This is a genomic window from Rhodococcus sp. NPDC004095 (assembly GCF_053604015.1).
In genome coordinates, this window is sequence record NZ_JBSGGS010000005.1 from 460,732 (window position 1) to 487,602 (window position 26,871).

Here is a 26,871-nt window from a genome sequence, read left to right on the forward strand (position 1 = left end):
ACGGATATCGCACGGGTCACATGAGACACCCAGCGGCGCGTGTGCTTGCTTTATTCCCGTGGCGGGGCAATCTTTTTGACCATGACCTCCGACGCGCAGGGTGACGGGCCCGACGAGCTGCCCGCGCGCCTGGCCGAACTCCTCGACGTCTACGCCGACCACCTGCGCCTCGAACGTGGACGTTCCGAACACACCGTGCGTGCCTATCTCGGGGACGTGCGCTCGCTGCTGACCCACGTCGTCGCCGCCGATCCGGAGGCCCGGCTCGAGGACCTGGACCTGGCCACGCTGCGGGGCTGGCTGTCCGGGCAGGCCGCCGCCGGTGTCGCCCGCACCACCCTCGCCCGGCGCACCGCGTCCGCGCGGACCTTCACCGCGTGGCTGACCCGTACCCGCCGCATTCCCCGCGACCCAGGGGTGCGGCTGGCGTCCCCGAAGACGCACCGCACCCTGCCGGCGGTGCTGCGGCAGGGACAGGCGGAAGAGGCGATGCGGGCTGCCGAATCCGGTGCCGCGCAGCATGACCCGGTGGCGGTGCGGGACCGGTTGATCGTGGAGATGCTGTACGCGAGCGGGATCCGGGTCGGGGAACTGTGCGGACTCGACCTCGACGACGTGGACCACGACCGGCGGGTGGTCCGGGTGGTCGGCAAGGGCGACAAGCAGCGGTCGGTGCCGTTCGGTGGCCCGGCCGCCGAGGCCCTCGACGCCTGGCTGCGAGTCGGGCGGCCCGCACTGGCGAACTCGCAGTCCGGGAACGCTCTGCTCCTCGGCAAGCGCGGCCGTCGGCTCGACCAACGCCAGGCCCGGACGGTCGTGCACGAGGTGCTCGAAGCGGTGCCGGGCGCGCCCAGCCTGGGGCCGCACGGGTTGCGGCACTCCGCCGCGACCCACCTGCTCGAGGGCGGCGCCGACCTGCGCGTCGTGCAGGAACTGCTCGGGCACAACAGCCTGGCGACCACCCAGCTCTACACACACGTGTCCGTCGCCCGGCTGCGCGCGGTGCACGACCAGGCCCACCCGCGGGCATGACGCCCCGCCCGGCGGCGGTGCGAGCGGGCATGACGCGCCGGCCCCGCAGCGGCTTCAGCCGCACCGGGCCAGATCGCACCAGGGCCAGCGGATCGAGGTACTCCTCCCGGCCACGGCGCACGCCCCAGTGCAGGCAGGTGTCCGGGCATCCGGAATGCCCGGTGACCAGGACCCCGATCTCGGTTCCCCGCGTCACCCGCTGACCGACGCGGACGCCGGCCGTCACGGGTTCGTAAGTGGTGCGCAAGCCGTTCGGGTGGTCGACCGAGACGACCGGTTTTCCCGCCACCGGACCGGCGAACACCACCACGCCGTCGCCCGCGGTGAGCACCGTTTGTCCGGGTGCGCCGCGCAGGTCCACCCCGCGGTGTCCGGGCAGCCAGTCGTGGGCGGGCGGGTCGAACCCGGTGACCACGGTGGGCCGGGGGCGCAACGGCCACCCGAAACCCGCCGCGTCGGCGGGAGGACCGCCGCCGAGCATCATCAGTCCGCACAGTCCGAGCACCACGGGCAGTCGCATGCCGACCACTCTCGGCCGCCGAGCGGCGTGCGGGGAGCCCGCCGAGTCGATCTGTGGATCCTCTCGCGCCGAACTCCACAGGCAGAGGGACCGGTTAGGTCGGGCGCCGTGGACCCCGTACACTCGACACGCGGTCTGTGTTCGCGCAGTCCGACTTCGCGCGCCCGCGCAACGAACAACGGCCCTCGGCTGGTCCTGCATTCGTGCAGGTCCGAGGGTTGGTGGGCGCCAGGGCAGGGGTCACCCGACCACCTGCGACAACCGGCAATGAAAGAGGTACACAGCCATGGCTGTCGTGACCATGAAGCAGATGCTCGACAGTGGTACCCACTTCGGGCACCAGACCCGTCGCTGGAACCCGAAGATGAAGCGATTCATCCTCACGGACCGCAACGGCATCTACATCATCGACCTGCAGCAGACCCTCACGTACATCGACAAGGCGTACGAGTTCGTCAAGGAGACCGTCGCCCACGGCGGCACCATCCTGTTCGTCGGCACCAAGAAGCAGGCGCAGGAGTCCATCGCCGAAGAGGCCACCCGCGTCGGCATGCCGTACGTGAACCAGCGCTGGCTCGGCGGCATGCTCACCAACTTCACTACCGTCCACAAGCGCCTGCTGCGCCTGAAGGACCTCGAGGCCATGGAGCAGACCGGCGGCTTCGAGGGTCGCACCAAGAAGGAAATCCTCATGCTCACGCGTGAGATGACCAAGCTGGACCGCACCCTCGGTGGTATCCGGGACATGGCCAAGGTTCCGTCGGCCATCTGGGTCGTCGACACCAACAAGGAGCACCTGGCGGTCTCCGAGGCGCGCAAGCTGAACATCCCGGTCATCGCGATCCTGGACACCAACTGCGACCCCGACCTCGTCGACTACCCGATCCCGGGCAACGACGACGCCATCCGCTCCGCCGCGCTGCTGACCAAGGTTGTCGCCTCCGCCGTCGCCGAGGGCCTGCAGTCCCGCGCCGGCCGCAACGCCGCCGACGACAGCAAGCCCGAGGCCGGCGCCGAGCCGCTCGCCGAGTGGGAGCAGGAACTGCTCTCCCAGGCCGCTCCGGCTGCTGACGCCGAGGCCGCGCCCGCCGCCGAGGCCGCTCCCGCGACCGACGCCGAGGCCCCGCAGGCCTAGTCGATCCGGCCCCGACCCCTCGCATGCACCACCGGGTCGGGGCCGTTTCGCTCCCCACCACCGAAACTCACTCGAGGAGGCTCGCCCCCGATGGCGAACTACACCGCCGCTGATGTGAAGCGGCTCCGTGAGCTCACCGGCTCCGGAATGATGGACTGCAAGAACGCGCTGACCGAGACCGACGGTGACTTCGACAAGGCCGTCGAGCTGCTGCGCATCAAGGGCGCGAAGGACGTCGGCAAGCGTGCCGAGCGTTCCACCGCCGAGGGCCTGGTCATCGCCAAGGACGGCGTCATGATCGAGCTCAACGCCGAGACCGACTTCGTCGCCAAGAACGCCGAGTTCCAGGCGCTGGCCGACACGATCATCGCCGCTGCCGCCGCCGCGAAGCCGGCCGACCTGGACGCCCTCAAGGCGGTCGAGGTCGACGGCAAGACCGTCGAGGCGCTGGTTCAGGAGCTGTCCGCCAAGATCGGCGAGAAGCTCGAGCTGCGTCGCGTCGTCTCCTTCGACGGCCCGGTCGCGACCTACCTGCACAAGCGTGCCTCCGACCTGCCGCCGGCCGTCGGCGTGCTGATCGAGTACACCGGCGAGGGTGACGCGGCGGCCGAGGCCGCCCGTGCCGCCGCCATGCAGGTCGCCGCGCTCAAGGCGAAGTACCTGACCCGTGACGAGGTCCCCGCGGACGTCGTCGAGAACGAGCGTCGCATCGCCGAGCAGACCGCGAAGGAGGAGGGCAAGCCGGAGGCCGCTCTCCCGAAGATCGTCGAAGGCCGCGTCAACGGCTTCTTCAAGGATGTCGTGCTCACCGAGCAGTCCTCGGTCACCGACAGCAAGAAGACCGTCAAGGCCCTGCTCGACGAGGCCGGCGTGACCCTGGTCCGCTTCGCGCGGTTCGAGGTCGGCGCCAGCTAGTCGCCAGGCAGTAGCTGCGAGCGGCCCCGTCACCAATTGTGGTGGCGGGGCCGTTTTGCGCACGGGCAGCAGCGCTGCTCACAGGTCGGGGAGGCCGAAGTCCAGGTTCGGGGTCTGCAGGCCGCCGTCGACCTCGAGGACCTTGCCGGTCAGATACGACCCCGCCGGCGAGCAGAGGTACAGCACCGCGGCGGACGCGTCCTCCGGTTCGCCGATCCGGTGCAGAGGGGTGGCCGCCTCCATCGCGGATTTGATCGACTCGTTCTGCGCGACCACGTCCAGTGCCGACGTGAGGACCGACCCGAGACTGACGCAGTTGACGCGGATCCGCGGGGACAGATCGGCCGCGGCCAGGCGGGTGTAGTGCGCGACGGCGGCCTTCGCGGTCCCGTAGGCGGCATACCCGCGTCCGCCGACCCTGCCGACCACCGAGGACACGTTGACGATCGCGCCGCCGCCCGCCGTCTCGAGGATGTGCGGCACCGCGGCCCGGACCAGGGCGTGCGCGGTCGAGACGTTGAAATGGAACGCCTCCTCCAGCTGTCGGGGCTTCGTCTGCAGCAGCGGCGTCGGCAGCGCGCCGCCGACATTGTTGACGACGATGTCCAGACGCCCGAACGCCTCGACGGCCGCACCGGCGAGCCCGGCGACGGCGTCCAGATCGGCGAGGTCGGCGGCGACCACGTGGGCCCGGCGACCGGCCGCACGCACCCGGTCCGCGACCTCCTCCAGCTGTTCGGTGGTGCGCGCTGCGAGTACGACGTCCGCGCCGGCCTCGGCGAGCGCCACCGCGGACGCCGCGCCGACGCCCCGCCCGGCACCGGTCACCACCGCCACCTGATCGGTCACCCGGAAACGGTCCAGAATCATGGCACTCCTTCGTTCCGGAGTCCGGGGACTCCTCGTTGTCCTCGCGCCCACGCGGTGCGCCGCGCGAGCCTACGGCCCCGAAGGTGGTCTGCGGGCCCGGATAGGGCAGGATGAAGGGGTCATCTGTGGCTGTACCGCCGAGGGTGGCCGATTCATGCTGGTCGCACCATCCAAGCGGCCCGAGACGAAAGAGAGCCATGACCGAATCCGCCCCAACCGACACCACGCCCCGACGCGACGGCTTCAAGCGCGTCCTGCTCAAACTGGGCGGCGAAATGTTCGGTGGTGGCGAGGTCGGTCTCGATCCGGACGTCGTGCAGACAGTGGCCCGTCAGATCAAGGCCGTGGTCGAGTCCGGGGTGCAGGTCGCGGTCGTGATCGGCGGCGGCAACTTCTTCCGCGGCGCCGAACTGCAGCAGCGCGGCATGGACCGGGCCCGGTCCGACTACATGGGCATGCTCGGCACCGTGATGAACTGCCTTGCGCTGCAGGACTTCCTGGAGAAGGAAGGCATCGACACCCGCGTGCAGACCGCCATCACGATGGGGCAGGTCGCCGAGCCGTACCTGCCGCTGCGGGCCCGCCGCCACCTGGAGAAGGGGCGCGTGGTCATCTTCGGCGCCGGCATGGGCATGCCGTACTTCTCCACCGACACCACCGCCGCCCAGCGCGCCCTCGAGATCGGCGCCGAGGTGGTCCTGATGGCCAAGGCCGTCGACGGTGTCTACACCGCCGACCCGCGCGTCGACCCGACCGCCACCATGTACACCGAGATCAGTCACCGCGAGGTCATCGAGCAGGGTCTGAAGGTCGCCGACGCGACCGCGTTCAGCCTCTGCATGGACAACCGGATGCCGATCATGGTCTTCAACCTGCTCACCGAGGGCAACATCGCCCGCGCGGTGTCCGGTGAGAAGATCGGGACCCTGGTGAAATCGTGACCAGTGAAGTCGTGACCACTGCCGTCGTGAACAGCACGACGGCAGGCAGCACCGCCATCCCCGCGAGCCTGGAGGAACACCGTGATCGATGAAGCGCTCTTCGATGCCGAGGAGAAGATGGAGAAGACCGTCGCGTCGGCGAAGGACGACCTCGGCGGTATCCGAACCGGCCGTGCCAACCCGGGCATGTTCAACCGCATCGCGATCGAGTACTACGGCGCGATGACCCCGATCTCGCAGGTCGCGTCGATCACGGTGCCGGAGGCGCGGCTCGTCGTGATCAAGCCGTACGAGGCGTCCCAGCTCGGGCCGATCCAGAACGCGATCCGCAACTCGGACCTGGGTGTCAACCCGACCGACGACGGCACCCTGATCCGCGTCTCGGTTCCGCAGCTGACCGAGGAGCGGCGACGCGAGCTGGTCAAGCAGTCGAAGGCCAAGGGGGAGGACGCGAAGGTCGCGATCCGCAACGTGCGCCGCAAGGCGATGGACGAGCTGAACCGCATCCAGAAGGACGGCGAGGCCGGCGAGGACGAGGTCGCGCGCGCGGAGAAGGAGCTCGACAAGACCACGGCCAAGTACGTGGCGCACATCGACGAGCTGGTCAAGCACAAGGAAGCCGAATTGATGGAGGTCTAGGCGGTGTCCACCGACAGTCCCACCGGCGCGGAGCGCCACGATGGGACGGATGGCTCCCGTGCGAACGGGACAACCGCCGCTGTCACCTCCAAGGCGGGTCGAAACCTGCCCGCCGCGATCGCGGTCGGGGTGGGCCTCGGCGCGCTGGTGATCGTGTCGCTGTTCTTCGTGCCGAAGGTGTGGTTCGGGATCGTCGCCGCGGCGATCGCGATCGCGACCTGGGAGGTGGCGTCGCGGCTGCGGGAGAGCGACGTCCTCGTCCCGTTGATCCCGTTGATCCTCGGCGGTCAGGCGATCATCTGGCTGGGGTGGCCGTACGGCACCACCGGGGTGCTGGCGGGATTCGCCGGCACCGCGCTGGTGTGCATGGTGTGGCGGCTGCTGGCGCAGGGCCTGCAATCGGCGCCGCGAAACTATCTGCGGGACATGGCGATCACCGTGTTCGTTGCGGCGTGGCTGCCGTTGCTCGCGTCGTTCGCGACTCTGATGGTCACCCACGAGGGCGGAAACAAGTGGGTGTTCGTGTTCATGATCGGTGTCGTCTGCTCGGATGTCGGCGGCTACACGGCCGGGGTGCTGTTCGGTAAGCACCCGATGGTGCCCGCGATCAGCCCGAAGAAGTCCTGGGAGGGTCTCGGCGGGTCCCTGGTCTTCGCGGTCCTCGGGTCGCTGGCGACGGTCACCCTGATCCTGGACGCCAACCCGTTCATCGGCGTCCTGCTCGGTGTCGTGCTGGTGATCACCGGAACCCTCGGCGACCTGATCGAGTCCCAGGTCAAACGCGACCTCGGGATCAAGGACATGGGCACCCTGCTGCCCGGGCACGGCGGCATCATGGACAGGCTCGACTCGCTGCTGCCATCGGCGTTCGTGACCTGGCTGGTGCTCACCGCCCTGCTCTGACGCCCGCCGAACCCATGACTCGCCGACCGCCCCCGGGCGTCCCGATCCCCAGCCCGAACATCTGGCACTGGCCGCGGATCTACGAGGTGGAGAACCGCGCCCAGGACGTGGACGGCGCGATCTTCGAGACGCTGGCCCGCGTCGCCGACTGGACCGACCGCGACGTCCTCGACGTCGGGTGCGGCACCGGTTTCCACCTGCCGGTGTTCGCGGCGGACGCGCGCAGCGTGACCGGGGTCGAACCGCATCCGCCGCTGGTCGACGCCGCCCGTGAGCGCACCGCGCGGTTGCCCGGCGTGCGGGTGCTTGCCGGCAGCGCGGAGACGCTGCCGGTGCCGGACCGCAGCGTCGACGTCGTGCACGCCCGGACCGCGTACTTCTTCGGTCCCGGCTGCGGCCCCGGGATCACCGAGGCGATGCGCGTGCTGCGGCCCGGCGGGGTGCTTGTCGTCGTGGACCTGGATGCGAGGGCGCCCGGCTACGGCGACTGGATGCGCGCGGACCTGCCGCACTACGACCCGGCGGCGGTGGAGGCGTTCTTCGCCGCGCAGGGCTTCGACCTGACGCGGGTGGCGACGCGGTGGGAGTTCGAGGACCGGCGCGCGCTGCGGGCCGTCCTCGGTATCGAGTTCACCGAGCGGACCGCGGACCGGGCGTTCGCGCAGACCTCGGGGATGTCACTCGAGGTCGGGTACCGCGTCCACACCCGGCGGGCGCCGCAGGGCCTGGTCCTGCGTTGACTCAGACCAGCTCCGGGTCGGTGGTCAGCTCCACCGTCGCCCACAGGTCGTAGGGCAGTTCCCGCAGACGGCGGGCGACCTGCCTGCGGACCTCGTCCTCGGTCGCCAGGTCCCAGGCCGTGCCCGAGACCAGGAACACCACCTCGACGTACACCTTGCGACCGACCTTGCCGATCGCGATGTCCGGCGCGGGTAGATCGAACTTGTCGCGGACCTGCTCGACCGCCCGGTGGATCGGCTCCTGGATCTGCGGTCCCGGGGCGCTCTCGAGCAGTTCGAGCATGCCGCCGCGGATCAGGGTCCACGGTTGGGGGAGCAGCACCGCGCAGCTGATGAGCACCAGCGCCGAGTCGACGTAGCGGTCGGCCGACGAGTACTCGGTCCGGCCGAGCACCCACACGACGACGCCGCCGACCGCGACGACGGCGCTGAACACCGCCGAGGATGCCCACTGGGTCGCCTCCGCCGCCAGCAGATCCGACGCGGTCGCGGCCCGGCGAACGTACAGGTACGTCGCCGTCGCCGCGATGGTGCCGATCAGGCCGTACACCAGCAGCGACCCGCCGGCGACCTCGGATCCGCCGTCGACGATCACCCGGACCGCCTCCATCGCGGCGTAGCCGAGCGTGAGGAGCAGCGCGAGACCCTGGACCACCACGACCACCGGGGTGAGGGCCTCGCGGCCGAACGGGAAGCGCGCGGTCGGCCCGCCCGCGACGATCCGGGACGCGGCCAGCGACAGCCATGTCAGGGCGGCGCCCAGCGCGGCGTAGGCGCCGTCGAGGAGGATCACCTGCGAGTTCGACGCGATGCCCCACGCCACCGCGAGCACCGCGAGGGTGCAGGTCACCGCCATCGACACCCGCAGGACGCTCCGTTCGCGACGCAGGTCGGCGGCCGTGGGTGCCACCGGTCAGTCCGCGGTGGTGGCCCGCTTGGCCAGGCGCCGGATCTGCACGATCCGCACCCCGCCCGCCAACGCCATGATCAGCGCACCCGCGATGGCGGCGAGCAGCAGGCTCACCCCGAGCGGCAGCGAGAACTCCCACAGGAAGAGGTTGAGCGTCACCGAGTCCAGGTTCTGCAGGATGAACACCAGCAGCAGGATCAGAACCAGCACGCCGATGACCAGTCCGGTCCAGGTGGCGGCCGCCTTGGTGTGACCGAGGCTGGTGTGCCGCCGGACGGCCTCGACTTCGGGTGAGGGGGTCGGCGCCGGGACGCTCGGCTGATCTGGCGGGGAGGGAACCGGGGCGGCAGGCCGGTCCGGTCGCCCGGTCGAATCGGAGGCGTCGGGGTTGGGCCCCTCAGTGGTGGACATGCTGTGATCATCACGCACCGTATGTGTGATTGCACGCGCATCCCGCCGGCGAAATTCGCATGTCGCCGGTGGTCGGTGGGACACTGGGCAACACTATGGCCGTTTCCCTGCCCCTCGTGTTCAACGCCCCGCGTCGCGGCATGCCGCCGACGCACCTCGCCGACCTCGATGCGGAGGGCCGGAAGGCGGCCGTCAAGGAACTCGGCCTGCCCGGTTTCCGTGCCGACCAGCTGGCCCGTCAGTACTACGGCCGGCTCGAGGCGGACCCCGACAAGATGACCGACCTGCCCGCCGCCGTGCGGGAGAAGGTCGGTGACGCGCTGTTCCCGACGTTGCTGACCCCGGTCAAGCACGTCGCCTGCGACGACGGCACCACCCGCAAGACGCTGTGGAAGGCGAACGACGGGACGCTGCTCGAGTCGGTGCTGATGCGCTACCCGGACCGCGCGACGCTGTGCATCTCCAGCCAGGCAGGCTGCGGCATGGCCTGCCCGTTCTGCGCGACCGGGCAGGGTGGACTGAACCGGAACCTGTCGACCGCGGAGATCGTCGACCAGGTCCGGGCGGCCGCCGCCGCGATGCGCGACGGCGAGGTGGCCGGCGGTGAGGGCCGGCTGTCGAACGTCGTCTTCATGGGCATGGGCGAACCGCTGGCGAACTACAAGCGCGTGGTCGCTGCGGTGCGCCGCATCACGTCGCCCGCGCCCGAGGGGCTCGGGCTGTCGCAGCGGTCGGTCACCGTCTCGACGGTCGGGCTTGCGCCGGCGATCCGCAAGCTCGCCGACGAGGGTTTGTCGGTGACGCTGGCGGTGTCGCTGCACACCCCGGACGACGAACTGCGCGACACCCTGGTTCCGGTGAACAACCGGTGGTCCGTGGCGGAGGTGCTCGACGCCGCCCGCTACTACGCCGACAAGACCGGGCGCCGGGTGTCGATCGAGTACGCGCTGATCAAGGACGTCAACGACCAGCCGTGGCGCGCCGACATGCTCGGCAAGAAGCTGCACAAGGCGCTCGGCTCGCTGGTGCACGTGAACCTGATCCCGCTGAACCCGACCCCGGGCAGCGAGTGGGACGCGGCGCCGAAGGACGTCGAGCGCGAGTTCGTGCGCCGCGTCATCGCACAGGGCGTCTCGTGCACCGTCCGCGACACCCGCGGCCAGGAGATCGCCGCCGCGTGCGGTCAGCTCGCTGCGGAGAACTGACGAGACCTGCCGGGGACACGGCGAAACGACGACGGCCGCGCGGCTCCGGGGGAGCGGCGCGGCCGTCGTCGTAGGTGTGTGGTTACCGCGGCTTGCGGCGACGAACGATGTCGAGCACCAGCATGACGATCATGGCGGCGGAGAGGCCGACCAGCCACAGGTCCTCGACCTTGCCCTCGTGGTTGCCGATCGTGTACAGGAGCAGGAACAGCGCGAAGAACCAGCCCAGGAAGCGGAACAGTCGCGGCGCCTCACCGCTCCAGCCCCATTCCGCAGAGGGCACCTCGGCGGTGTCGACTTTGCTGGTGACGATGGGCTCGCTGGCGGCCACGGCCGATCCTCCTGCTCGTGCGGGTGTGCATATTGCTCGCATATCGTGGCATACGACCCGCCGTCGTAGCGAGCGGGGTGGGCATGTGGGAGGGGTGTTTCGCGTGACCGTCACACCGACCGGACGAGTCGTTCGCCGCGACAGCGGTGCGGACCTCGTCATCGACCGCCGGTTTCCCGACCCGATCGAGGAGGTGTGGGCCGCCGTCACCGAATCCGACCGCACGGCAGCCTGGTTCGGTCCGTGGACCGGAACCGGGGCTCCGGGCAACACCATTCGTGTGCAGATGCTCTTCGAGGAGGGCGAACCGTGGATGGACATGACCGTCGAGGCCTGCGAGGCGCCGACCCGATACGTCGTGTCCTCGTCGGACGAGTTCGGGTCGTGGCTGATGGAGGTGCAGTTGGTCGCGGAACCGGACGGAACCCTCCTGAGCCTGATCCAGCATCTCGACGAGGCGTCGGTCGCGGTGGCCGTCGACACCGGACCCGGCTGGGAGTACTACCTCGATCTGCTTGTCGCCGCCCGCACGGGTGGATCGCGGCCGCAGTTCGACGACTACCTCGCGATGAAGGGTCATTACGAGTCGGAGGTCGCGCGGCTCGGGGAGAACCGATGACGATCCGCGTCACCGGTGCCGCCAACGCGCAGTGGCCGACGGCCCACACCGCCCGGTCCCGGTGACCGTCGGCCTGTCAGGTTGCTCTCAGGCGCCATCGGGAAGAATGGACGGCGTGTCTGACACTTCTCCCGTTCGGGTGCTCCTGCTCGGCAGCACCGGCTCCATCGGCACCCAGGCCCTCGAGGTCGTCGCCGCGAACCCCGGCAAGTTCACCGTCGTCGGTCTGGCGGCGGGCGGCGGCAACGTCGACCTGCTCGCCGAACAGATCCGGGCGACCGGAGTGACGCGGGTCGCGGTCGCCGACCCGGCCGCGGCGGCCCGGCTGGACCTGCCGGGTGTGCTGTCGGGCCCCGGTGCGGTGACCGAGCTCGTCCGGACCACCGAGGCGGACGTGGTGCTCAACGCGCTCGTCGGCTCGCTCGGACTGGAACCGACACTCGCCGCGCTCGAGTCCGGCGCCCGGTTGGCGCTGGCGAACAAGGAGTCCCTCGTCGCCGGCGGGCCCCTGGTGACCGCCGCCGCCGCGCCCGGTCAGATCGTGCCCGTCGACTCCGAGCACTCGGCGCTCGCGCAGTGCCTGCGTGGCGGGCGCGCCGAGGAGGTGGACCGGCTGGTGCTCACCGCGTCGGGCGGGCCGTTCCGCGGCTGGACCGCGGAGGCGCTCGAGTCCGTGACCCCGGAGCAGGCCGGCGCCCACCCGACGTGGTCGATGGGCCCGATGAACACCCTCAACTCGGCGTCCCTGGTGAACAAGGGTCTCGAGCTGATCGAGACGCACCTGCTGTTCGGCATCGACTACGACCGCATCGACGTCACCGTGCATCCGCAGTCGATCGTGCACTCGATGGTCACGTTCACCGACGGCTCGACCCTCGCGCAGGCCAGCCCGCCGGACATGAGGCTGCCGATCGCCCTCGCCCTCGGCTGGCCCGACCGGGTGCCCGGCGCGGCCGCCGCCTGCGACTTCACCACCGCCGCGACGTGGACCTTCGAACCTCTCGACAACGCCGTCTTCCCGGCCGTCGACCTGGCCCGGGCGGCGGGGAAGGCCGGCGGCTGCATGACCGCGGTCTACAACGCCGCGAACGAGGTCGCCGCGCAGTACTTCCTCGACGGTGCCGCGACGTTCCCGTCGATCGTGCGGACCGTGGAGCGTGTTCTCGCCGGTGGCGGCCAGTGGTCGGCGGCACCGGCTACCGTGGACGACGTGCTCGCGGCTGACTCCTGGGCCCGGGCCCGGGCACACGAGCTCGTCGAGCGGAAGGGCTAGGACGAAACGGTGTTGATCGGGGAGGCCGCGGCCGCATGTTGATTATCGGTGTGGTGCTGTTCGCGCTCGGCATCACGGTCTCGATCGCGCTGCACGAGGCGGGCCACATGTGGACCGCGCGCAAGCTCGGCATGAAGGTCCGTCGCTACTACATCGGCTTCGGTCCGAAGATCTTCTCCTTCCGGCGCGGCGAGACCGAGTACGGGCTCAAGGCCATCCCCGCGGGCGGGTTCTGTGACATCGCGGGCATGACCGTGCACGACGAACTCGCCCCCGACGAGGTCGACCGGGCCATGTACAAGCAGAAGACGTGGAAGCGTCTGGTCGTCATGTCCGGCGGCATCGCGATGAACTTCCTGCTCGGTCTGGCTCTGGTCGTGGTGCTCGCGGTCGGGTGGGGCCTGCCGAACATGAACCAGCCGCCGGAGACGCAGCTCGGCGCGATGAGCTGCACCTCGGACCAGATCGACGCGCAGACGCTGGCGAAGTGCTCCGGCACCGGCCCGGCCGAGGCGGCGGGCCTGCGTGAGGGCGACCTGGTCACCGCGATCGGCGGGGTGCCGGTCGAGACGTGGAGCCAGTTCCAGACCCAGACCCGGAAGCAGACCGGCCCGGTCGACTTCACGATCGAGCGCGACGGCCGGTCGATGACGGTGACCGTGGTGCCCGACCAGGTCCAGCGGATGGTCACGAACGCCGACGGAACGGTGACCACCACGACCGTCGGCGCGATCGGTGTGTCCCCGGACTACTACGAGCCCGTCAAGTACAACGTCGCGGCCGCGATCCCGGCCTCGGTGGCGTTCACCGGGGACCTGATGGTCGAGTCGGTCAAGGGCCTCGCCGAGTTGCCGAGCAAGGTCGGCGACCTGTGGACCGCGGTCACCGGTGGAGAACGCGCCCAGGACACCCCGGTCAGCGTCGTCGGGGCGTCGGTGATCGGCGGTCAGGCGGCCGAGCGTGGCCTGTGGGAGATGTTCATTCTGCTGCTCATCAGCCTGAACTTCTTCCTCGGCGTCTTCAACCTGCTGCCGCTGCTGCCCCTCGACGGCGGCCACATGGCCGTCGCGGTGTACGAGAAGATCCGCAACACGCTGCGCATCCGTCGCGGACTGCCTGCGGGCGGGCCGGTCGACTACACGAAGCTGATGCCGCTCACCTATGTGGTGATCGTCATCGGCGGCGCGTTCATGCTGCTGACCCTGACCGCCGACATCGTCAATCCGATCAAGATTTTCTAGCCCGGAGGACGTGCCTTCCGATCCCCTCACGGCGCCCCCGGCAAGGATCGGGAGACACGACCTAGACTTTCCTGGTACCGCAAAGAAAGAAGGCAACCGTGACCAGCCCCGTCGGTTTGGGCATGCCCGATGTTCCCGCCGTCCTCGCTCCCCGCCGCAAGACCCGGCAGTTGATGGTCGGCAACGTCGGTGTCGGCAGCGATCATCCGGTGTCGGTGCAGTCGATGTGCACCACCAGGACGCACGACGTGAACGCGACCCTGCAGCAGATCGCCGAGCTCACGGCGTCCGGATGCGACATCGTCCGGGTCGCGTGCCCGCGGCAGGAGGATGCCGACGCGCTCGCCGAGATCGCACGCAAGAGCAAGATTCCCGTCATCGCGGACATCCACTTCCAGCCGCGCTACATCTTCGCCGCCATCGACGCCGGCTGTGCCGCGGTGCGGGTCAACCCCGGCAACATCAAGGAGTTCGACGGCCGCGTCAAGGAGGTCGCGAAGGCGGCCGGGGACGCGGGCATCCCGATCCGGATCGGCGTCAACGCCGGATCCCTCGACCCACGGCTCATGCAGAAGTACGGCAAGGCCACCCCGGAGGCCCTCGTCGAGTCGGCGCTGTGGGAGGCGGGCCTGTTCGAGGAGCACGGCTTCGGCGACATCAAGATCTCCGTCAAGCACAACGACCCGGTCGTGATGGTGGAGGCGTACCGGCAGCTGGCCGCGCAGTGCGACTATCCGCTGCACCTGGGCGTCACCGAGGCCGGTCCGGCGTTCCAGGGCACCATCAAGTCCGCCGTCGCGTTCGGTGCGCTGCTCAGCGAGGGCATCGGCGACACCATCCGAGTGTCGCTGTCCGCGCCACCGGCCGAGGAGATCAAGGTCGGCACGCAGATCCTGCAGTCGCTGAATCTGCGCCCGCGCAAGCTGGAGATCGTCTCGTGCCCGTCGTGCGGACGCGCACAGGTCGACGTGTACACGCTGGCGAACGAGGTGACCGCCGGGCTCGAGGGCATGGAGGTGCCGCTGCGGGTTGCGGTGATGGGCTGCGTTGTCAACGGTCCCGGCGAGGCGCGCGAGGCGGACCTCGGTGTCGCGTCCGGCAACGGCAAGGGCCAGATCTTCGTCAAGGGCCAGGTCATCAAGACCGTCCCCGAGGCGCAGATCGTGGAGACGCTGATCGAGGAGGCGATGCGCATCGCGGAGGAGATGGGCAACGATTCCGAATCGGGATCGCCTGTCGTCACCGTGAGCTGATCGCGCACCGTATCCTGTCGGCACGCCCACCGTGAGGAACGGCGTGACTGTCCGCTTTCTTCGACGAGACCCGGGGGTGACGGGGTGCTCAAACTCCTCGGCGCCAGGCAACTCGGCGCACGGGACCGCGCTGACGTGCTGCGGGTCCTCGACGCCGACCCCGTCGCCACCTGCATGGTCGCCGCGCGGGTGCAGGACCTCGGGGTCGAGCCGCGGTCGATCAACGGGGAGTTGTGGAGTCGTGGCGGCCCCGACGAGTCGCTGTGCTTCTCCGGGGCGAACCTGGTCCCACTGCGTGGCAGCATCGGCGACCTGCGCGCGTTCGCGGATCGGGCGTGCCGGTTCCCGCGGATGTGTTCCTCCCTCGTGGGGCGTGCCGAGCTGACCATGCCGCTGTGGGAGATGCTCGAATCCGACTGGGGTCCGGCGCGGGAGGTCCGCGCCGAGCAGCCGCTGCTCGCGTTGGCGGCCCGGCCGCTCGTCGAACCCGATCCCGACGTCCGGCTCGTCCGGATGGACGAACTCGACACCTACCTCTGCGCCGCCGTCGAGATGTTCATCGAGGAGGTCGGGGTGGATCCGCGCGCCGGGGACGGCGGTCGCGGCTACCGGCGCCGGGTCGCCGGGCTGATCGCCGCGGGCCGTGCGTTCGCCCGATTCGAGGACGGCCAGGTGTTGTACAAGGCGGAGATCGGCTCCGCGTCTCGGCAGGTCGGCCAGATCCAGGGCGTGTGGGTGCATCCCGACCACCGATCCCGCGGGCTCGGCGCCGCCGGAACCGCGGCCGTCGCGGCCGCCGTGGTCCGGGGTGGGCGCACCGCCAGTCTCTACGTGAACAGCTTCAACGTGCCGGCTCGGCGGGCATACGAGCGGGTCGGCTTCACCCAGGTCGCGACCTTCTCGACCGTCCTCCTCGACTGACGCGGCAGCCGTCGGGTGCCGTGCTCCGGCTGGGGTGAATCTCACGCGTGGTCGATCGGCCGAATGTGTCGGCGGCACACCTACTATGGGCGTCGATGAACTCTCGTGTCGCCCGCCGTGTCCGCACCCCGCTCGCTCTCGCCGTGACGGGGGCGTTGACCGTGGGCCTCGCCGCCTGCACCCCGAAACCCGACGGACCCGAGCCGGCCGCGCAGGAATTCGTCTCCGCGCTCGCGGAGCGGGACACCGAGGCCGCGGCTGCCCTGTCCGACCGCCCGGACGTCGCGCAGCGGGCGCTCGACTCGGCGTGGGAGAACCTGCAGGCCGAGTCGATGACCGCGACGCTGGGTTCGGTCCGCGTCACCGGCGACACCGCGACCGTCGGCTACACCTACGAGTGGCACCTGCCGAAGGAGCGCGTGTGGACCTACTCCGGTGATCTGCAGATGGGACGCAAGGACGGGGACTGGGCGGTGCGCTGGAGTTCGACCGACCTGCACCCGAAACTCGGTGACACCCACACCATGTCGTTGCGGGCCACGCCGGCGCCGCGGGCGCGGGTCAACGAACGCTCCGGCACCGACGTCCTGGTGCCCGGCACGATCGAGCGGATCAAGCTGGACGCACGCAAGGCGGGCAACCTGGGGTCCGTCGCGGCCGCGCTCGCGAAGATCCTTGCGCCGTTCGACAAGTCGCTGACGGCGCAGTCCATCGCCGAGTCGGCATCGACCGTCAAGGGCACCTATCTGGTCGCGAGCCTGCGCCAGGAGGACTACGAGACGGTCGCCGCCTCGCTCGCCGAACTGCCGGGCGTCACGGTCGACGAGGAGGCCGACCTGGTGTCCACCGACCGCGACTTCGCGCCCGACCTGATCGGCCAGGTCAAGAAGCGGGTCATCGACGAGGTGGACGGAACCGCGGGGTGGAGTGTGGTCACCGTCAACCAGAACGGTGTCGACACCGACGTGCTCACGGACACGAAACCGCAACCGGCGCCGTCGTTCTCGGTGAGCCTGGACCGGCCGATCCAGGTGGCCGCGCAGAACGCCGTCAATGCCCGCACCGACCAGGCGATGATGGTGGTGATCCAGCCGTCGACGGGCGCGATCCTCGCCGTCGCGCAGAACAAGGCCGCCGACCGCGACGGCCCGGTCGCGTCCACCGGCATGTACCCTCCCGGGTCGACGTTCAAGATCGTCACCGCCGGCGCCGCCATCGACAGCGGTCTCGCGCAGCCCGGCACCATGGTCGGCTGCCCGGGCCGGATCACGATCGGCGAGCGGTCGGTGCCCAACTACAACGAGTTCGCGCTCGGCACCGTCTCGATGAGCACCGCGTTCGCCCGGTCCTGCAACACCACCTTCGCGAAACTGGCCAGCGAGATGGAGCCGGACGCGTTGACGAAGGCGGCGGCGCAGTTCGGCATCGGCGTCGACTACGAGGTGCCCGGACTGCCGACCGACTCCGGGTCGGTGCCCCCGGCCGAGGATCTCGTGCAGCGCACCGAGGACGGCTTCGGGCAGGGCAAGGTCGTGGTCAGCCCGTTCGGTATGGCGTTGGCCGCCGCGACCGTCGCGAACGGCTCGACGCCGGTGCCGCACCTGATCCTCGGTGACGAGACCACCGTCGACGGCGAGCGGACCGCGATCACCCCGGAAATGGTCAGCGGTCTGCGCGGCATGATGCGCGAGGTGGTCACCTCCGGCACCGCGACGCGGATCGCCGGCGAGGGCGACGTGTACGGCAAGACCGGGGAGGCCGAGGTCGACGGCGGCTCGCACGCCTGGTTCGTCGGCTACCGCGGGGACATCGCCTTCGCCACCCTCGTGGTCCGCGGCGGCAGTTCCGACAACGCGGTGGCCGTCACCAACGACATGTTCGCGGCGCTGCCCGAGGGCTACTGACCCGTCACCGTATTCGGTTGGTGAGCCATGCGTCGATTCGTATGGCCGCCTCGGGCCACTGTGGTTCGAGCATCATGTCGTGTGCCGACCCGCGCAGGATCGCGACCTCGGCGCCCCAGTCATGCGCGGTCCTCCGTGCCTCGGACGGCGGGTGGGTGACGTCGCCCTCGGCTCCGAGTACCAGCATCGGCACAGCTCGCGGTCGTGGCCGGACGAGGTCGGCGTAGATCATCCCGCGAATCGCCCGATCGCTCTCCTCCTGCAGACGTGTCGCGTACTCGTGCACTTGGGAGCCCGGCATCCGATCGGAGAAGAACGATTCCCGGGTCAGTTTCGGGGTTCGGTGGACGGTCGACGGCCGGTGTGTCGCGGTGGCCTCCAAGAAGAGAAGGGGGTGACGCCGCGCGACTCGGAGCGTCGACCGGAAGAACCTTCGTCCGGGTGCCGGCGACACCAGTACGGCGGCGGGCGCGTTGCACGACTCGAGGTACTTCTGGACGACGAATCCGCCCATTGAATGGCCCACGAGGACTGGGTGTATGGGCAGATCGGCCGCGACCGCCGCGATATCGTCGACGTAGTCGGCGATGGTCACCCGGCGGAGGGGGATCGGCGTGGCGCTGGCGCCGTGCCCGCGCAGACTGACCGCGACGGCACGGTATCCGCGTGCCGCGAACCAGTCCAGGAAGTGTTCCTCCCAGCACCACGCGGCATGGAACGCGCCGTGCACGAACAGCAGCGGTGCCGGGTGAGTGTCGGTCGACTCGCCCTTGTCGATCACTTCGAGCATCGGTCGCCCTCCCGCCTCGCATTGCGCTCCGGTCGCGGCGCCGTAATTGGTCGCTCGCCGGCTGTCGTTGGTGATGGGTCACGGAGCTGGCGGCCGTGGTGGGCGCGATGTCCACCCTCGCACCGCGAATCGTCGAATGTCCAGAACTCGTAGCGTCTCGAAGGAACTCGCGGGGGTGGTGGCGAAGTCGACGACCTTGGTCACGGTGGGAGGCCGGCGATGTCCGCTCCCGATCACACCCTTGCTCGCGCCGGTACCTCCCGGGCGAGCAGCACGGCCACGGCGCCGAGTAGCGTTCCCGTGACCCGGCGCTGCCAGGCCGCCCATGCGGGTCGCGTGGCGATCAGCGCGGCGACCGCGCCCGCCGCGATCACGATCGCAGCGTTGACGGCGACGCTGACCGCGACCTGCACGCCGCCCAGTGCGAATCCCTGTGCGACGGTGTGCCCGCGGTTCGGGTCGACGAACTGCGGGATCAGCGCGAGATAGATGATCGCCGCCTTCGGGTTGAGCAGGTTGGTGACCAACCCCATCCCGAAGAGCCTGCCGGTCGAGTCGCGGGACAGTGACGCCGGTTCGAACAGGCCACGTCCGCCGGGTTTGAGCGCCTGCCAGGCGAGGTAGGCCAGGTAGGCCGCGCCGGCCGCCTTGAATCCCGTGTACAGCCACGGAACCGCGAGGAAGACCACCGCCAGACCCAGGTTCGCCATCGCCATGTAGATCACGAATCCCGTCGCCGTGCCGGACAACGAGATCAGACCGGCCGTGCGGCCCTGGCTGATGCTGCGAGACACCAGGTACATCATGTTCGGCCCCGGGGTGAGGACCATTCCCAGTGCCGTCAACGCCATACCCAACGCCGCCGCCGTCGAAATCACCACGCCCCCAGGCTGCCCGGCAGGTGCGATGTGGTCGACAGCCAGATCGCGAACACTGGCCTGCTGCGGGCCAGGGCGCGCGTCAGGAGTAGACGACGGCCCGGATCACGCGGAGGGACCTGCGATCGAGATAGCAGCACAGCAGGGCCGGGGAGCCGTCGGCGGTGCAGGAGGCGGTGACGGCGTCCCCCGCGGCGATGACCTTGGTCAGGTCGGTCACGGTACGTCCGCCGAGGACCGCCCGGGCGTCGGCGTCTCCGCGTCCGGCGGACTCGACGAGTCGCCGCACGGACTGCTTGCCGCGTTCTCCGACGCTGCGGACCGCGGCGCCGAAGGCGAGGGATCCGCCCAGGCCCTGGTGCCGCAGCATCCGCGCGCCCATCGACATGCCGACCTTGAGTTTCGCCGGATCGACCCCCGCGACCTGCGCGAACATCGGTGCGACCGCCCAGTGCGCGGCGATCCGACGGATCCGCGGCTCGCCGTCGTCGAGGGTGGTCTCGTACAGCAGGTGCATCGGGGCCTTCGCGGCAACGCCTCCGCCGAGACGGGTCTCGATGGTGACGTCGCGGACCACGGTCAGGCCGTCGACGATGTCGTCGCGGTCGATGTGGAACCGAATGTCGTTGGGGGCGATGAAGGTGTCCCAGAACCGGGCGAGGGGTTCGCCGCCGCGGCGGAGGCTGCGCTTGTCGTACAGGCCGCCGAGGACGGGCCGCCCGCCGACCGGGTCCTCGACGACGTGCTGGCGAGCGAACAGGCCCAGCCACGCGGCCTTGTCGTGGGCGGCGACCGCGGCGGGGGAGGCGTGCGCGAGCGCGAGCAGGGTGGTGGGGTCGGCGAGCATGGCACACCTCGGATCGGTGACGGCGTCGGGCATCGCGGAGTATGCCAGAAAGTTGGAACGCGTTCTAGAAGTCAGTTGCTGGGGCCCTGCGGATTCGTGGGATCCTGCGGGGCGTCCCCGAGGTACTCGGGATGCAGTTCGCCCTTGACCCCGAGTTTCGTGTTCACCAGGTGGTTGACGAACCACAGCACCACACCGATCGCGAGCAGCACCCCGGCGATCGCGTACTGCTCGGGGTTGCGGTCGGTGAACGGAGTGGCGAGGAATGCGCAGCTCAGCGCCCCGACGACCGGCAGGGCAGTGGGTGCGCGGAAATGCTTGTGCTCCACCGGGTCCCGGCGTAGGACCAGCACCGCGACGTTCACGATGGTGAAGACGCACAGCAGTAGCAGCGCCGTGGTGCCGCCGAGCTGCGGCACCTCGCCGACGAACGTGATCAGCCCCAGTGCCAGCAGGGTGGTGAACGCGATCGCGATGTACGGCGTGCGGCGGGTGCGGTGCACCCGGCCCAGTTGCGGCGGCAGCACGTGCTGGCGGCTCATGCCGTAGAGGAGGCGGCTGGCCATCAGCATGTTGATCAGTGCGGTGTTCGCGACCGCGAACATCGTGATGAACGCGAAGATCCCGAGCGGGAAGCCGGGGGCGCCGGCCTGCACGACCTTGAGTAACGGGGTGTCGCCCTCGCCCAGTTCGTCGGCAGGCACCAGTGCGATCGCGGTCACGGACACCAGCACGTAGATCAGGCCGGTGAACAGCAGCCCGATCAGGAGCACGCGCGGGAAGATCCGGCTCGGTTCCTTGCACTCCTCGGCCATGTTCACCGAGTCCTCGAATCCGACCATCGCGTAGAAGGCCAGAGTCGTCGCGGCGATCACGCCTCCGAGCGCGGTGCGGTCGCCGGTGTCGAACGTCATCGCGCGGGAGAAGTCGCCCTCGCCGACTCCGAGCGCCCACATGCCGATGAAGATGATGATCAGCAGTCCGGACAGTTCCACGCAGGTGAGGACCACGTTGATCTTGACCGACTCGCCGACCCCGCGGAAGTTGACCGCCGCGACCACCAGCATGAACGCCACGCCGAGCAGGGTGATGCCGATGCCGGTGCGCACGTCCAGCTCGAAGGCCTCGGCGAAGTTCGCCGCGAACGCCCGGGACGCGGTGGCCGCCGAGGTGATACCCGAGCACATCACCGCGAACGTGACCATGAACGTGAGGAACTGGAGACCGAACGCCTTGTGCGTGTACAGGGCGGCGCCGGCCGCCTGCGGATACTTGGTGACCAGTTCCAGATAGCTGAAGGCGGTGATCATCGCGACGACGAAAGCGACCAGGAACGGCAGCCACACCACGCCGCCGACGTCGTTCGCGACCTGGCCGGTCAGTGCGTAGATCCCGGTACCGAGGATGTCGCCGACGATGAACAGCAGCAGCAGCCACGGGCCCATCACGCGCTTGAGGGTCGGTTCGTGCCCGGTGGTGGACGACGGTGCGGCCATGGCCCCTCCTCGCGCTGACTGGATCTATGGAAGCAGACCGAGGCGCCTCGCGCTGACCACCGCCTCGTGCCGCGAGTGCGCGTCGAGCTTGCCCATCGCGCTGCGCAGGTAGCTCTTGACGGTCTCCGGTCCCAGCGAGAGCCGGTGCGCGACTTCATTGTTCGTGCAGCCCAGGGCGATGTGCGCGAGGACGTCGAGTTCGCGCGGGGAGAGGGTGACCGCGGACGGCTCGGCGCCCTCGGCGAGCAGTCCGGCGAGCTTGTCGGCGACCGCACGCAGCCGGCCCCGCAACGCGTTGTCCGGTACGTCCTGGGCCAGGCTCCGCAGCTCCGCGTGCGCGTCCCGGATGCCCTCCGACACGGCGGCGTCCACCGGACCGGAACTGGTCTCCCGGGTCCCGAGCAGTCGCAGCCGCCGGTCCACCTCGTCCCGGATCGCGATCTCCGCGGCCAGCCTGCGTCCGGACAGCGTGAGCAGTTCCGCGGTCCGGTCGCCGATCGGGGTGGATTCGCGGATCGCGGCGTAGAGCACGGCACGGGAGACGCCGTCGACGACGACGGGGACGGCGATCACCGACCGCAGGCCCTCGCCGAGGACCGGTCCGTCGAAGTGGTGGGTGATGTTCAGGGCGCTGCGATAGTCGGGCACCGACGCCGGCCGGCGCTGGTGCGAGACGCGTCCACCGAGCCCGGACGACGACGGGACGGTGAGTCCTTTCAACCCGTTGGTTCGGGTGCCGAGGAACTCGCTGAGCAGCAGGTTGCCGTCGTGGACCTCACCGCCGAACAGGACCGGTACGTCGGTGAGGCTCGCGGTCAGTCGCAGTTCGGCGCGTAGCGCGTCCCCGTCGCGGGGACGGAGGAGCGCGTCGCGGGGGCTCGTTGGCGTCGGCATCGGTGCGGCTACCCCTTTCCGGGGGTGGTGTGGAGACCTTGTGAGCTAGATCATAAGGCGAGTGAAGTGTCCGGCGTCATGCCGGAGTGAAGTGGGAAGGAACCTCCATGGTCGACAACAGTGCCGCGACGAGTCGTGCAGATGCTGATGCGCGGGTGCGCGAGCTGCTCGGTCAGTACGACACCGCCGATGCCTGCGCGGCCGAGCTGCTCTGCGACCGGCATCCTGCCGAGGATGTCGCGTTCACCGTGATCGAGGGCGACCTGTCCTCCCGCGACCTCACCTACGGCGAGCTGCGCGCCGAGTCGACGAAGTTCGCCGCCGCCCTCGCCGACCTCGGCGTCGAGCCCGGCGACTGCGTCGCCACCCTGATGGGCAAGTCCGCGGAGCTGGTCGTCGCGCTGCTCGGGATCTGGCGGCGTGGCGCGGTGCACGTGCCGCTGTTCACCGCGTTCGCGTCCCCGGCGATCGCGTTCCGGCTCGACTCGTCCGGCGCGAAGGTCGTCGTCGCGGACCGGAACCAGCTCGACAAGCTTGCGCCCGGCGAGGACATTCCCGCCGACGCGCCGTGGACGGTGATCGTCGCTGCCGGTGAACCGGAGTCCGACGGTCAGCTGAAGCTGGCGGCCCTTCTCGCCGCGCATCGCGGGGACGACCCGAAGGGTGCCGCGGTCGCGGTCGGCGCGCAGGGGCCGATCGTGCAGCTGTTCACCTCCGGGACCACCGGAACCCCGAAGGGCGTGCCGGTGCCGGTGCGCGCGCTCGCGTCGTTCCACGGATACATGGAGTTCGGGCTCGACGTGCGACCCGACGACGTGTTCTGGAACGCGGCCGACCCGGGCTGGGCCTACGGGCTGTACTACGCGCTGCTCGGGCCGCTGGCGTCGGGCACGCGAAGCCTGCTGCTGCACGCCGGGTTCTCGGCACCCCTCACCTGGCAGGTGATCGAGAAGTTCGGTGTCACCAACTTCGCCGCCGCGCCGACCGTGTACCGCAGCCTGCGCGCCGACACCAACCCGGTCCCGGCCGGGCTGGCGTTGCGCCGGGCGTCGTCGGCGGGCGAGCCGCTTACCCCCGACGTCGTGGCGTGGTCGCAGTCCACGCTCGGGGTCGAGGTCCGCGATCACTACGGGCAGACCGAGCACGGGATGTTCATCGTCAACGCCTGGGCGGACGGACTGCGCGAGGGTGTGCCGGCCGGGTCGATGGGCCGGGCGCTGCCGGGCTGGTCGTGCGCGGTGCTGCTCGACGACGCCGACGAGGTCGCGCCGCCGCGCACCGCGGGCCGGGTCGCGATCGACACGCACCACAGCCCGATGATGTGGTTCACCGGCTACGTCGACGCCCCGGAGAAGACGAAGCAGCGGTTCAGCGAGGACGGCCGCTGGTACATCACCGGCGACGCGGGCAGCGCCGACGACGACGGGCACTTCTTCTTCAGCTCCCGCGACGACGACGTCATCATCATGGCGGGATACCGGATCGGCCCGTTCGACGTCGAGTCGGTGCTGGTGATGCACGATCAGGTCATCGAGGCCGCCGTCGTCGGCATGCCCGACCAGCTGCGCGGCGAGGTCCTCGAGGCGTTCGTCGTGCTGCGTGACGGGGTGGAGGGCACCGACGAGCTCGAGGCCGACCTGCAGCAGCTGGTGAAGAAGAAGTTCGCCGCGCACGCGTACCCGCGCACCGTGCACTTCGTGCCGTCGCTGCCGAAGACCCCGAGCGGCAAGGTGCAGCGCTACATCCTGCGGAAGGGCTGACAGCGCGTGACGGGGAGTTCGGTGGCCGGGTCGTCGGCCACCGAACTCCCGTCATCGTGTCTCGGTCAGCCGTGAGGTGAGGAACGCGAGGATCTCGTTGCGCGCGGCAATGGTCGGCTCGCCCGCGGCATCGATCAGGTGTGCCGTCACGACGCTGTGCGGGCTCGCCACCACGTCCGCGAAGAACGGCGGGGGCGTGGGGTCGGCCGCGCTGTCCGGGAGCACCGTGCCCACGAACCGGTCGCCGAGCGCTGACGCGTAGGCGGCGAAACGTTCGGCCCGGCACCACTTGTCGCCGGCGAACCGGTACGACAGCACGGTCAGGTCGTCCCGGTCGAGGCGGTCGCGTACCGCAGTCAGGTCTTCCGGTGCGATCTCCAGTCCGCCCGGGTCGTCGAGCGGGAGCGACGGCTGGCAGAGCACCGGTGCGAGGACCGACGCCTCGAGTGTCATGGTCAGCGCGAAGTTCCCGGTGAAGCACATGCCGACGGCGCCGATGCCGGGGCCGCCGCACTCCTCGTGGGCGGTTCGCGCCAGCGCGCGGAGCCATTGGGTCACGGGACTGGTCCGGTTTGCGCCGAACGCCCGGAACTCGGCGCTCACGCACGCCCGCTGCATCACGGCGCTGCCGTCCTCGGTCGTCGGCACCGCACCGTCGCGCCCGAACAGCGACGGCAGGTACACGGTGAAGCCGGCGTCGCGCACCCACCGCGCGAACCGGGCCACGTGCGGGCTGATTCCGGGCATCTCCGGCATGACGACGACGGCCGGGCCCGCGCCGGAGACGAGCACGACCTTCGTGACCGAATCGAAGGTGACGTCGCGCCGTTCGAAGTCGTCGAGCGGATCGTCCACGGTCGTGTCGTGCGGTGTCATCTGTGGGTTCCTGTTCGTTGTCGGTCACTGAACAGGTCGAGTCTCGTGGCCGGCGGACCGGGGGACGAGGGGCGGGATCGCCACCTTTCGGGTCGATCCGGCCAGGGTGGCTCGGGTGAGCTTCCCCGATGACGCCGAAAACGCGTGTTGCCGGGCAACCAATCTGGTGCCCGGCAACACGCGCAGAGGGGAGACCGGTTACGACAGGCTGGAGACCGAGCCGCCGAATTCGACCACGCCGGAGAGCAGATCGCCCGCGCCGGAAAGCAAGTCGCCGAAGTCGCCGAGCGCGCTCAGCAGTTCGATGATCTGATCGAAATCCATGAAGAGTCCTTCTCGTCGTGCATGGAACCACGCCATGCGGTGTCAGGGCAGAGCGCCTCAGTTCTAGGCGTCGAACCTGGGTTCACCCTGGCAGCCGCCTGGGAATCCGATCCCCGCCCGGGGCGGCAACCTCAACGAGCGCGGAACCGGCGGCGGAACTCGGCGGGACCGATTCCGACGCGATCGACGAACATCCGCCGCAGCGTGCCGGGATCCTGGTACCCGACCCGACGCGGGATGTCGCCGATCGGGACATCGGTGTCGGCGAGAAGCCTTTTGGCGGCAGCGATCCGTGCCTCCTGCAGGAAGGCCAACGGCGTCCGACCCTCCTCACCGCCGTACCTGCGCAAGAGGGTTCGGGTGCTGACGTGGAACGCATCCGCCAGCCGGGACAGGTTGTAGGGCTCCGTGAGGTGATCGACCAGCCAGCGCTGCACCGCGGTCGCGAAGGGGCCGGACGTCGTCGGCACCATCGACTCGACGACGTACGGCGCCTGGCTGGCCCGGTTCTCCGATACCAGGGTGATGCGGGCAGTCGCACGGGCGACGCTCGCGCCGAGGTGGTCTCGCACGATCGCGGTCGCGAGGTCGAGGGATGCACTGAACGCGGCGGTGGTGGTGACGTGGCCGTCGCCGACGACCAGCGACTCCGCGCACACCGTCGACCGCGGATATCGCCGAGCCAGCTGCGACGCGAACAGCCACGAAGTCGTCGACCGTCGTCCGTCCAGCACACCGGCCTCACCCAGCAGGAATGCGCCGACGCACACCGACGCGATCCGGGTGTTGTGGCGCGCCGCCGCTCGGAGGAAGTCGATCTCGCGGCCGCGATCGGCGAGCCGGACGTCGAGGTCCTCGGTGGGGGAGACGTCGAATCCCGGCACGACGAGGAGATCGAACCGGTGATGCCATCGCTGCGCGCCGATCGTGAACCCGCCCGCGGCGGCCACCGGGCCGTCCCCAGCGGCGACGACCGTGGTCCGGAACAGGTCGGTACGGGAGGTGCCGTTCTCGCGGGCGACCCGGTTGGCGATGCGGAGGATGTCGGAGACGGCGAACACCTCCGTCGCGAAACAGTCGTCGTACGCGAGGATTCCGATCCGCATGGCACCCACTCCCGAGACGGCCGCCGGTGGGGAGGGTCGAGCGGCCGGCGGTCTCGACACCGTAGCCTTCGGCGTTCTCCCGCAGGGATGCGTAGCGGTCGACGTCGAAGTCCAGATCGAGCGACGGGTAGTACAGG

General features: G+C 69.9%; 27 protein-coding genes and 1 pseudogene. 15 read left to right on the forward strand and 13 right to left on the reverse strand.

Annotated elements, in window-relative coordinates; genetic code table 11:
* The first annotated feature begins 81 nt into the window (after positions 1-81).
* Entirely contained in the window at positions 82-1,032 is a 951-nt protein-coding gene (locus ACWEPG_RS12930) for a tyrosine recombinase XerC (protein ID WP_450116210.1), read from the forward strand.
* Positions 1,033-1,072: 40 nt separating this feature from the next.
* Here the strand turns inward: ACWEPG_RS12930 and ACWEPG_RS12935 are convergent.
* Positions 1,073-1,552 (reverse strand): annotated as a pseudogene (locus ACWEPG_RS12935) (M23 family metallopeptidase); the annotation flags it as partial.
* Positions 1,553-1,838: 286 nt separating this feature from the next.
* Here ACWEPG_RS12935 and rpsB point away from each other — a divergent pair.
* Together rpsB and tsf are read left to right on the forward strand one after the other, a co-directional pair.
* On the forward strand, positions 1,839-2,687 hold the full coding sequence (gene rpsB / locus ACWEPG_RS12940) for a 30S ribosomal protein S2 (protein ID WP_450116209.1): 849 nt from the start codon (positions 1,839-1,841) through the stop codon (positions 2,685-2,687).
* A gap of 90 nt (positions 2,688-2,777) precedes the next feature.
* Positions 2,778-3,602 carry a translation elongation factor Ts gene (tsf, locus tag ACWEPG_RS12945; RefSeq protein WP_450116208.1) on the forward strand — a complete coding sequence of 275 codons (825 nt, stop codon included), beginning with the start codon at positions 2,778-2,780 and terminating at the stop codon, positions 3,600-3,602.
* A gap of 78 nt (positions 3,603-3,680) precedes the next feature.
* On the opposite strand, the gene ACWEPG_RS12950 is transcribed toward tsf, so the two are convergent.
* Positions 3,681-4,472, reverse strand: coding sequence for an SDR family oxidoreductase (locus ACWEPG_RS12950; protein ID WP_450116207.1), 792 nt, complete (start codon positions 4,470-4,472; stop codon positions 3,681-3,683).
* Between the two features lie 197 nt (positions 4,473-4,669).
* Here ACWEPG_RS12950 and pyrH point away from each other — a divergent pair, with 197 nt between their 5' ends.
* The 4 genes from pyrH (at position 4,670) to ACWEPG_RS12970 (ending at position 7,695) form a co-directional block, all read left to right on the forward strand.
* Positions 4,670-5,413, forward strand: coding sequence for a UMP kinase (gene pyrH / locus ACWEPG_RS12955; RefSeq protein ID WP_450116206.1), 744 nt, complete (start codon positions 4,670-4,672; stop codon positions 5,411-5,413).
* Positions 5,414-5,494: 81 nt separating this feature from the next.
* A complete protein-coding gene (gene frr / locus ACWEPG_RS12960; RefSeq protein WP_387469699.1) occupies positions 5,495-6,052 on the forward strand; it encodes a ribosome recycling factor in 558 nt (185 codons plus the stop codon).
* 3 nt (positions 6,053-6,055) lie between these two features.
* Positions 6,056-6,955, forward strand: a complete 900-nt coding sequence (locus ACWEPG_RS12965) for a phosphatidate cytidylyltransferase (protein WP_450116204.1) — start codon at positions 6,056-6,058, stop codon at positions 6,953-6,955.
* Positions 6,956-6,969: 14 nt separating this feature from the next.
* On the forward strand, positions 6,970-7,695 hold the full coding sequence (locus tag ACWEPG_RS12970; protein WP_450116203.1) for a class I SAM-dependent methyltransferase: 726 nt from the start codon (positions 6,970-6,972) through the stop codon (positions 7,693-7,695).
* 1 nt (position 7,696) lies between these two features.
* On the opposite strand, the gene ACWEPG_RS12975 is transcribed toward ACWEPG_RS12970, so the two are convergent.
* Complete coding sequence (locus ACWEPG_RS12975) at positions 7,697-8,605, reverse strand: cation transporter (protein ID WP_450116202.1); 909 nt, start codon at positions 8,603-8,605, stop codon at positions 7,697-7,699.
* 3 nt (positions 8,606-8,608) lie between these two features.
* A complete protein-coding gene (locus ACWEPG_RS12980) occupies positions 8,609-9,016 on the reverse strand; it encodes a lipopolysaccharide assembly protein LapA domain-containing protein (RefSeq protein ID WP_450116201.1) in 408 nt (135 codons plus the stop codon).
* A gap of 95 nt (positions 9,017-9,111) precedes the next feature.
* Here ACWEPG_RS12980 and rlmN point away from each other — a divergent pair, with 95 nt between their 5' ends.
* Positions 9,112-10,221 (forward strand): 23S rRNA (adenine(2503)-C(2))-methyltransferase RlmN, encoded by a 1,110-nt coding sequence (gene rlmN / locus ACWEPG_RS12985; protein ID WP_450116200.1) that lies wholly within the window; start codon positions 9,112-9,114, stop codon positions 10,219-10,221.
* Between the two features lie 82 nt (positions 10,222-10,303).
* Here rlmN and ACWEPG_RS12990 read toward each other — a convergent pair whose 3' ends face one another.
* Positions 10,304-10,552 (reverse strand): DUF2631 domain-containing protein, encoded by a 249-nt coding sequence (locus tag ACWEPG_RS12990; RefSeq protein WP_450134434.1) that lies wholly within the window; start codon positions 10,550-10,552, stop codon positions 10,304-10,306.
* 103 nt (positions 10,553-10,655) lie between these two features.
* Here ACWEPG_RS12990 and ACWEPG_RS12995 point away from each other — a divergent pair, with 103 nt between their 5' ends.
* From ACWEPG_RS12995 to ACWEPG_RS13020, 6 genes are all read left to right on the forward strand, one after another.
* On the forward strand, positions 10,656-11,171 hold the full coding sequence (locus ACWEPG_RS12995) for an SRPBCC family protein (protein WP_450116198.1): 516 nt from the start codon (positions 10,656-10,658) through the stop codon (positions 11,169-11,171).
* Between the two features lie 106 nt (positions 11,172-11,277).
* Positions 11,278-12,444, forward strand: coding sequence for a 1-deoxy-D-xylulose-5-phosphate reductoisomerase (dxr, locus tag ACWEPG_RS13000; protein ID WP_450116197.1), 1,167 nt, complete (start codon positions 11,278-11,280; stop codon positions 12,442-12,444).
* Positions 12,445-12,479: 35 nt separating this feature from the next.
* Positions 12,480-13,685, forward strand: coding sequence for a M50 family metallopeptidase (locus ACWEPG_RS13005; RefSeq protein WP_450116196.1), 1,206 nt, complete (start codon positions 12,480-12,482; stop codon positions 13,683-13,685).
* 98 nt (positions 13,686-13,783) lie between these two features.
* Positions 13,784-14,938, forward strand: a complete 1,155-nt coding sequence (ispG, locus tag ACWEPG_RS13010; protein WP_450116195.1) for a flavodoxin-dependent (E)-4-hydroxy-3-methylbut-2-enyl-diphosphate synthase — start codon at positions 13,784-13,786, stop codon at positions 14,936-14,938.
* An 84-nt stretch (positions 14,939-15,022) separates the two neighbouring features.
* Positions 15,023-15,859, forward strand: a complete 837-nt coding sequence (locus ACWEPG_RS13015; protein ID WP_450116194.1) for a GNAT family N-acetyltransferase — start codon at positions 15,023-15,025, stop codon at positions 15,857-15,859.
* Positions 15,860-15,954: 95 nt separating this feature from the next.
* The gene (locus ACWEPG_RS13020; protein WP_452594532.1) at positions 15,955-17,763 is read left to right on the forward strand and encodes a penicillin-binding transpeptidase domain-containing protein; all 1,809 of its coding nucleotides are present in this window, start codon (positions 15,955-15,957) and stop codon (positions 17,761-17,763) included.
* A 4-nt stretch (positions 17,764-17,767) separates the two neighbouring features.
* On the opposite strand, the gene ACWEPG_RS13025 is transcribed toward ACWEPG_RS13020, so the two are convergent.
* From ACWEPG_RS13025 to ACWEPG_RS13045, 5 genes are all read right to left on the reverse strand, one after another.
* The gene (locus ACWEPG_RS13025) at positions 17,768-18,553 is read right to left on the reverse strand and encodes an alpha/beta hydrolase (RefSeq protein ID WP_452594533.1); all 786 of its coding nucleotides are present in this window, start codon (positions 18,551-18,553) and stop codon (positions 17,768-17,770) included.
* Positions 18,554-18,786: 233 nt separating this feature from the next.
* Entirely contained in the window at positions 18,787-19,431 is a 645-nt protein-coding gene (locus tag ACWEPG_RS13030; protein ID WP_452594545.1) for a LysE family translocator, read from the reverse strand.
* Between the two features lie 82 nt (positions 19,432-19,513).
* Positions 19,514-20,311, reverse strand: coding sequence for a nuclear transport factor 2 family protein (locus ACWEPG_RS13035; protein WP_452594534.1), 798 nt, complete (start codon positions 20,309-20,311; stop codon positions 19,514-19,516).
* Positions 20,312-20,349: 38 nt separating this feature from the next.
* Positions 20,350-21,774 (reverse strand): APC family permease, encoded by a 1,425-nt coding sequence (locus ACWEPG_RS13040; RefSeq protein ID WP_450116191.1) that lies wholly within the window; start codon positions 21,772-21,774, stop codon positions 20,350-20,352.
* Between the two features lie 24 nt (positions 21,775-21,798).
* Positions 21,799-22,668: a LuxR C-terminal-related transcriptional regulator gene (locus ACWEPG_RS13045; protein ID WP_452594535.1), complete on the reverse strand. Its 870-nt coding sequence runs from the start codon at positions 22,666-22,668 to the stop codon at positions 21,799-21,801.
* Positions 22,669-22,775: 107 nt separating this feature from the next.
* On the opposite strand from ACWEPG_RS13045, the gene ACWEPG_RS13050 reads away from it, so the two are divergent.
* Positions 22,776-24,428 (forward strand): AMP-binding protein, encoded by a 1,653-nt coding sequence (locus tag ACWEPG_RS13050; protein ID WP_450116189.1) that lies wholly within the window; start codon positions 22,776-22,778, stop codon positions 24,426-24,428.
* A 51-nt stretch (positions 24,429-24,479) separates the two neighbouring features.
* Here the strand turns inward: ACWEPG_RS13050 and ACWEPG_RS13055 are convergent, their stop codons facing one another.
* The 3 genes from ACWEPG_RS13055 to ACWEPG_RS13065 all read right to left on the reverse strand — a co-directional run bounded on the left by ACWEPG_RS13055 (position 24,480) and on the right by ACWEPG_RS13065 (position 26,734).
* On the reverse strand, positions 24,480-25,304 hold the full coding sequence (locus ACWEPG_RS13055; protein WP_450117051.1) for a dienelactone hydrolase family protein: 825 nt from the start codon (positions 25,302-25,304) through the stop codon (positions 24,480-24,482).
* Between the two features lie 198 nt (positions 25,305-25,502).
* A complete protein-coding gene (locus tag ACWEPG_RS13060; RefSeq protein ID WP_450117052.1) occupies positions 25,503-25,628 on the reverse strand; it encodes a hypothetical protein in 126 nt (41 codons plus the stop codon).
* 131 nt (positions 25,629-25,759) lie between these two features.
* Complete coding sequence (locus tag ACWEPG_RS13065; protein ID WP_450117053.1) at positions 25,760-26,734, reverse strand: GlxA family transcriptional regulator; 975 nt, start codon at positions 26,732-26,734, stop codon at positions 25,760-25,762.
* Positions 26,735-26,871 lie beyond the last annotated feature (137 nt).

Excerpts from the sequence above, each read along its gene's own strand:
- ACWEPG_RS12930 (WP_450116210.1), top strand. The coding sequence starts at position 82 with ATGACCTCCGACGCGCAGGGTGACGGGCCCGACGAGCTGCCCGCGCGC.
- rpsB (WP_450116209.1), top strand. The coding sequence starts at position 1,839 with ATGGCTGTCGTGACCATGAAGCAGATGCTCGACAGTGGTACCCACTTC.
- tsf (WP_450116208.1), top strand. The coding sequence starts at position 2,778 with ATGGCGAACTACACCGCCGCTGATGTGAAGCGGCTCCGTGAGCTCACC.
- ACWEPG_RS12950 (WP_450116207.1), bottom strand. The coding sequence starts at position 4,472 with ATGATTCTGGACCGTTTCCGGGTGACCGATCAGGTGGCGGTGGTGACC.
- pyrH (WP_450116206.1), top strand. The coding sequence starts at position 4,670 with ATGACCGAATCCGCCCCAACCGACACCACGCCCCGACGCGACGGCTTC.
- ACWEPG_RS12970 (WP_450116203.1), top strand. The coding sequence starts at position 6,970 with ATGACTCGCCGACCGCCCCCGGGCGTCCCGATCCCCAGCCCGAACATC.
- ACWEPG_RS12980 (WP_450116201.1), bottom strand. The coding sequence starts at position 9,016 with ATGTCCACCACTGAGGGGCCCAACCCCGACGCCTCCGATTCGACCGGG.
- rlmN (WP_450116200.1), top strand. The coding sequence starts at position 9,112 with ATGGCCGTTTCCCTGCCCCTCGTGTTCAACGCCCCGCGTCGCGGCATG.
- dxr (WP_450116197.1), top strand. The coding sequence starts at position 11,278 with ATGGACGGCGTGTCTGACACTTCTCCCGTTCGGGTGCTCCTGCTCGGC.
- ACWEPG_RS13005 (WP_450116196.1), top strand. The coding sequence starts at position 12,480 with ATGTTGATTATCGGTGTGGTGCTGTTCGCGCTCGGCATCACGGTCTCG.
- ACWEPG_RS13020 (WP_452594532.1), top strand. The coding sequence starts at position 15,955 with ATGAACTCTCGTGTCGCCCGCCGTGTCCGCACCCCGCTCGCTCTCGCC.
- ACWEPG_RS13025 (WP_452594533.1), bottom strand. The coding sequence starts at position 18,553 with ATGCTCGAAGTGATCGACAAGGGCGAGTCGACCGACACTCACCCGGCA.
- ACWEPG_RS13035 (WP_452594534.1), bottom strand. The coding sequence starts at position 20,311 with ATGCCCGACGCCGTCACCGATCCGAGGTGTGCCATGCTCGCCGACCCC.
- ACWEPG_RS13040 (WP_450116191.1), bottom strand. The coding sequence starts at position 21,774 with ATGGCCGCACCGTCGTCCACCACCGGGCACGAACCGACCCTCAAGCGC.
- ACWEPG_RS13045 (WP_452594535.1), bottom strand. The coding sequence starts at position 22,668 with ATGCCGACGCCAACGAGCCCCCGCGACGCGCTCCTCCGTCCCCGCGAC.
- ACWEPG_RS13050 (WP_450116189.1), top strand. The coding sequence starts at position 22,776 with ATGGTCGACAACAGTGCCGCGACGAGTCGTGCAGATGCTGATGCGCGG.
- ACWEPG_RS13055 (WP_450117051.1), bottom strand. The coding sequence starts at position 25,304 with ATGACACCGCACGACACGACCGTGGACGATCCGCTCGACGACTTCGAA.
- ACWEPG_RS13060 (WP_450117052.1), bottom strand. The coding sequence starts at position 25,628 with ATGGATTTCGATCAGATCATCGAACTGCTGAGCGCGCTCGGCGACTTC.
- ACWEPG_RS13065 (WP_450117053.1), bottom strand. The coding sequence starts at position 26,734 with ATGCGGATCGGAATCCTCGCGTACGACGACTGTTTCGCGACGGAGGTG.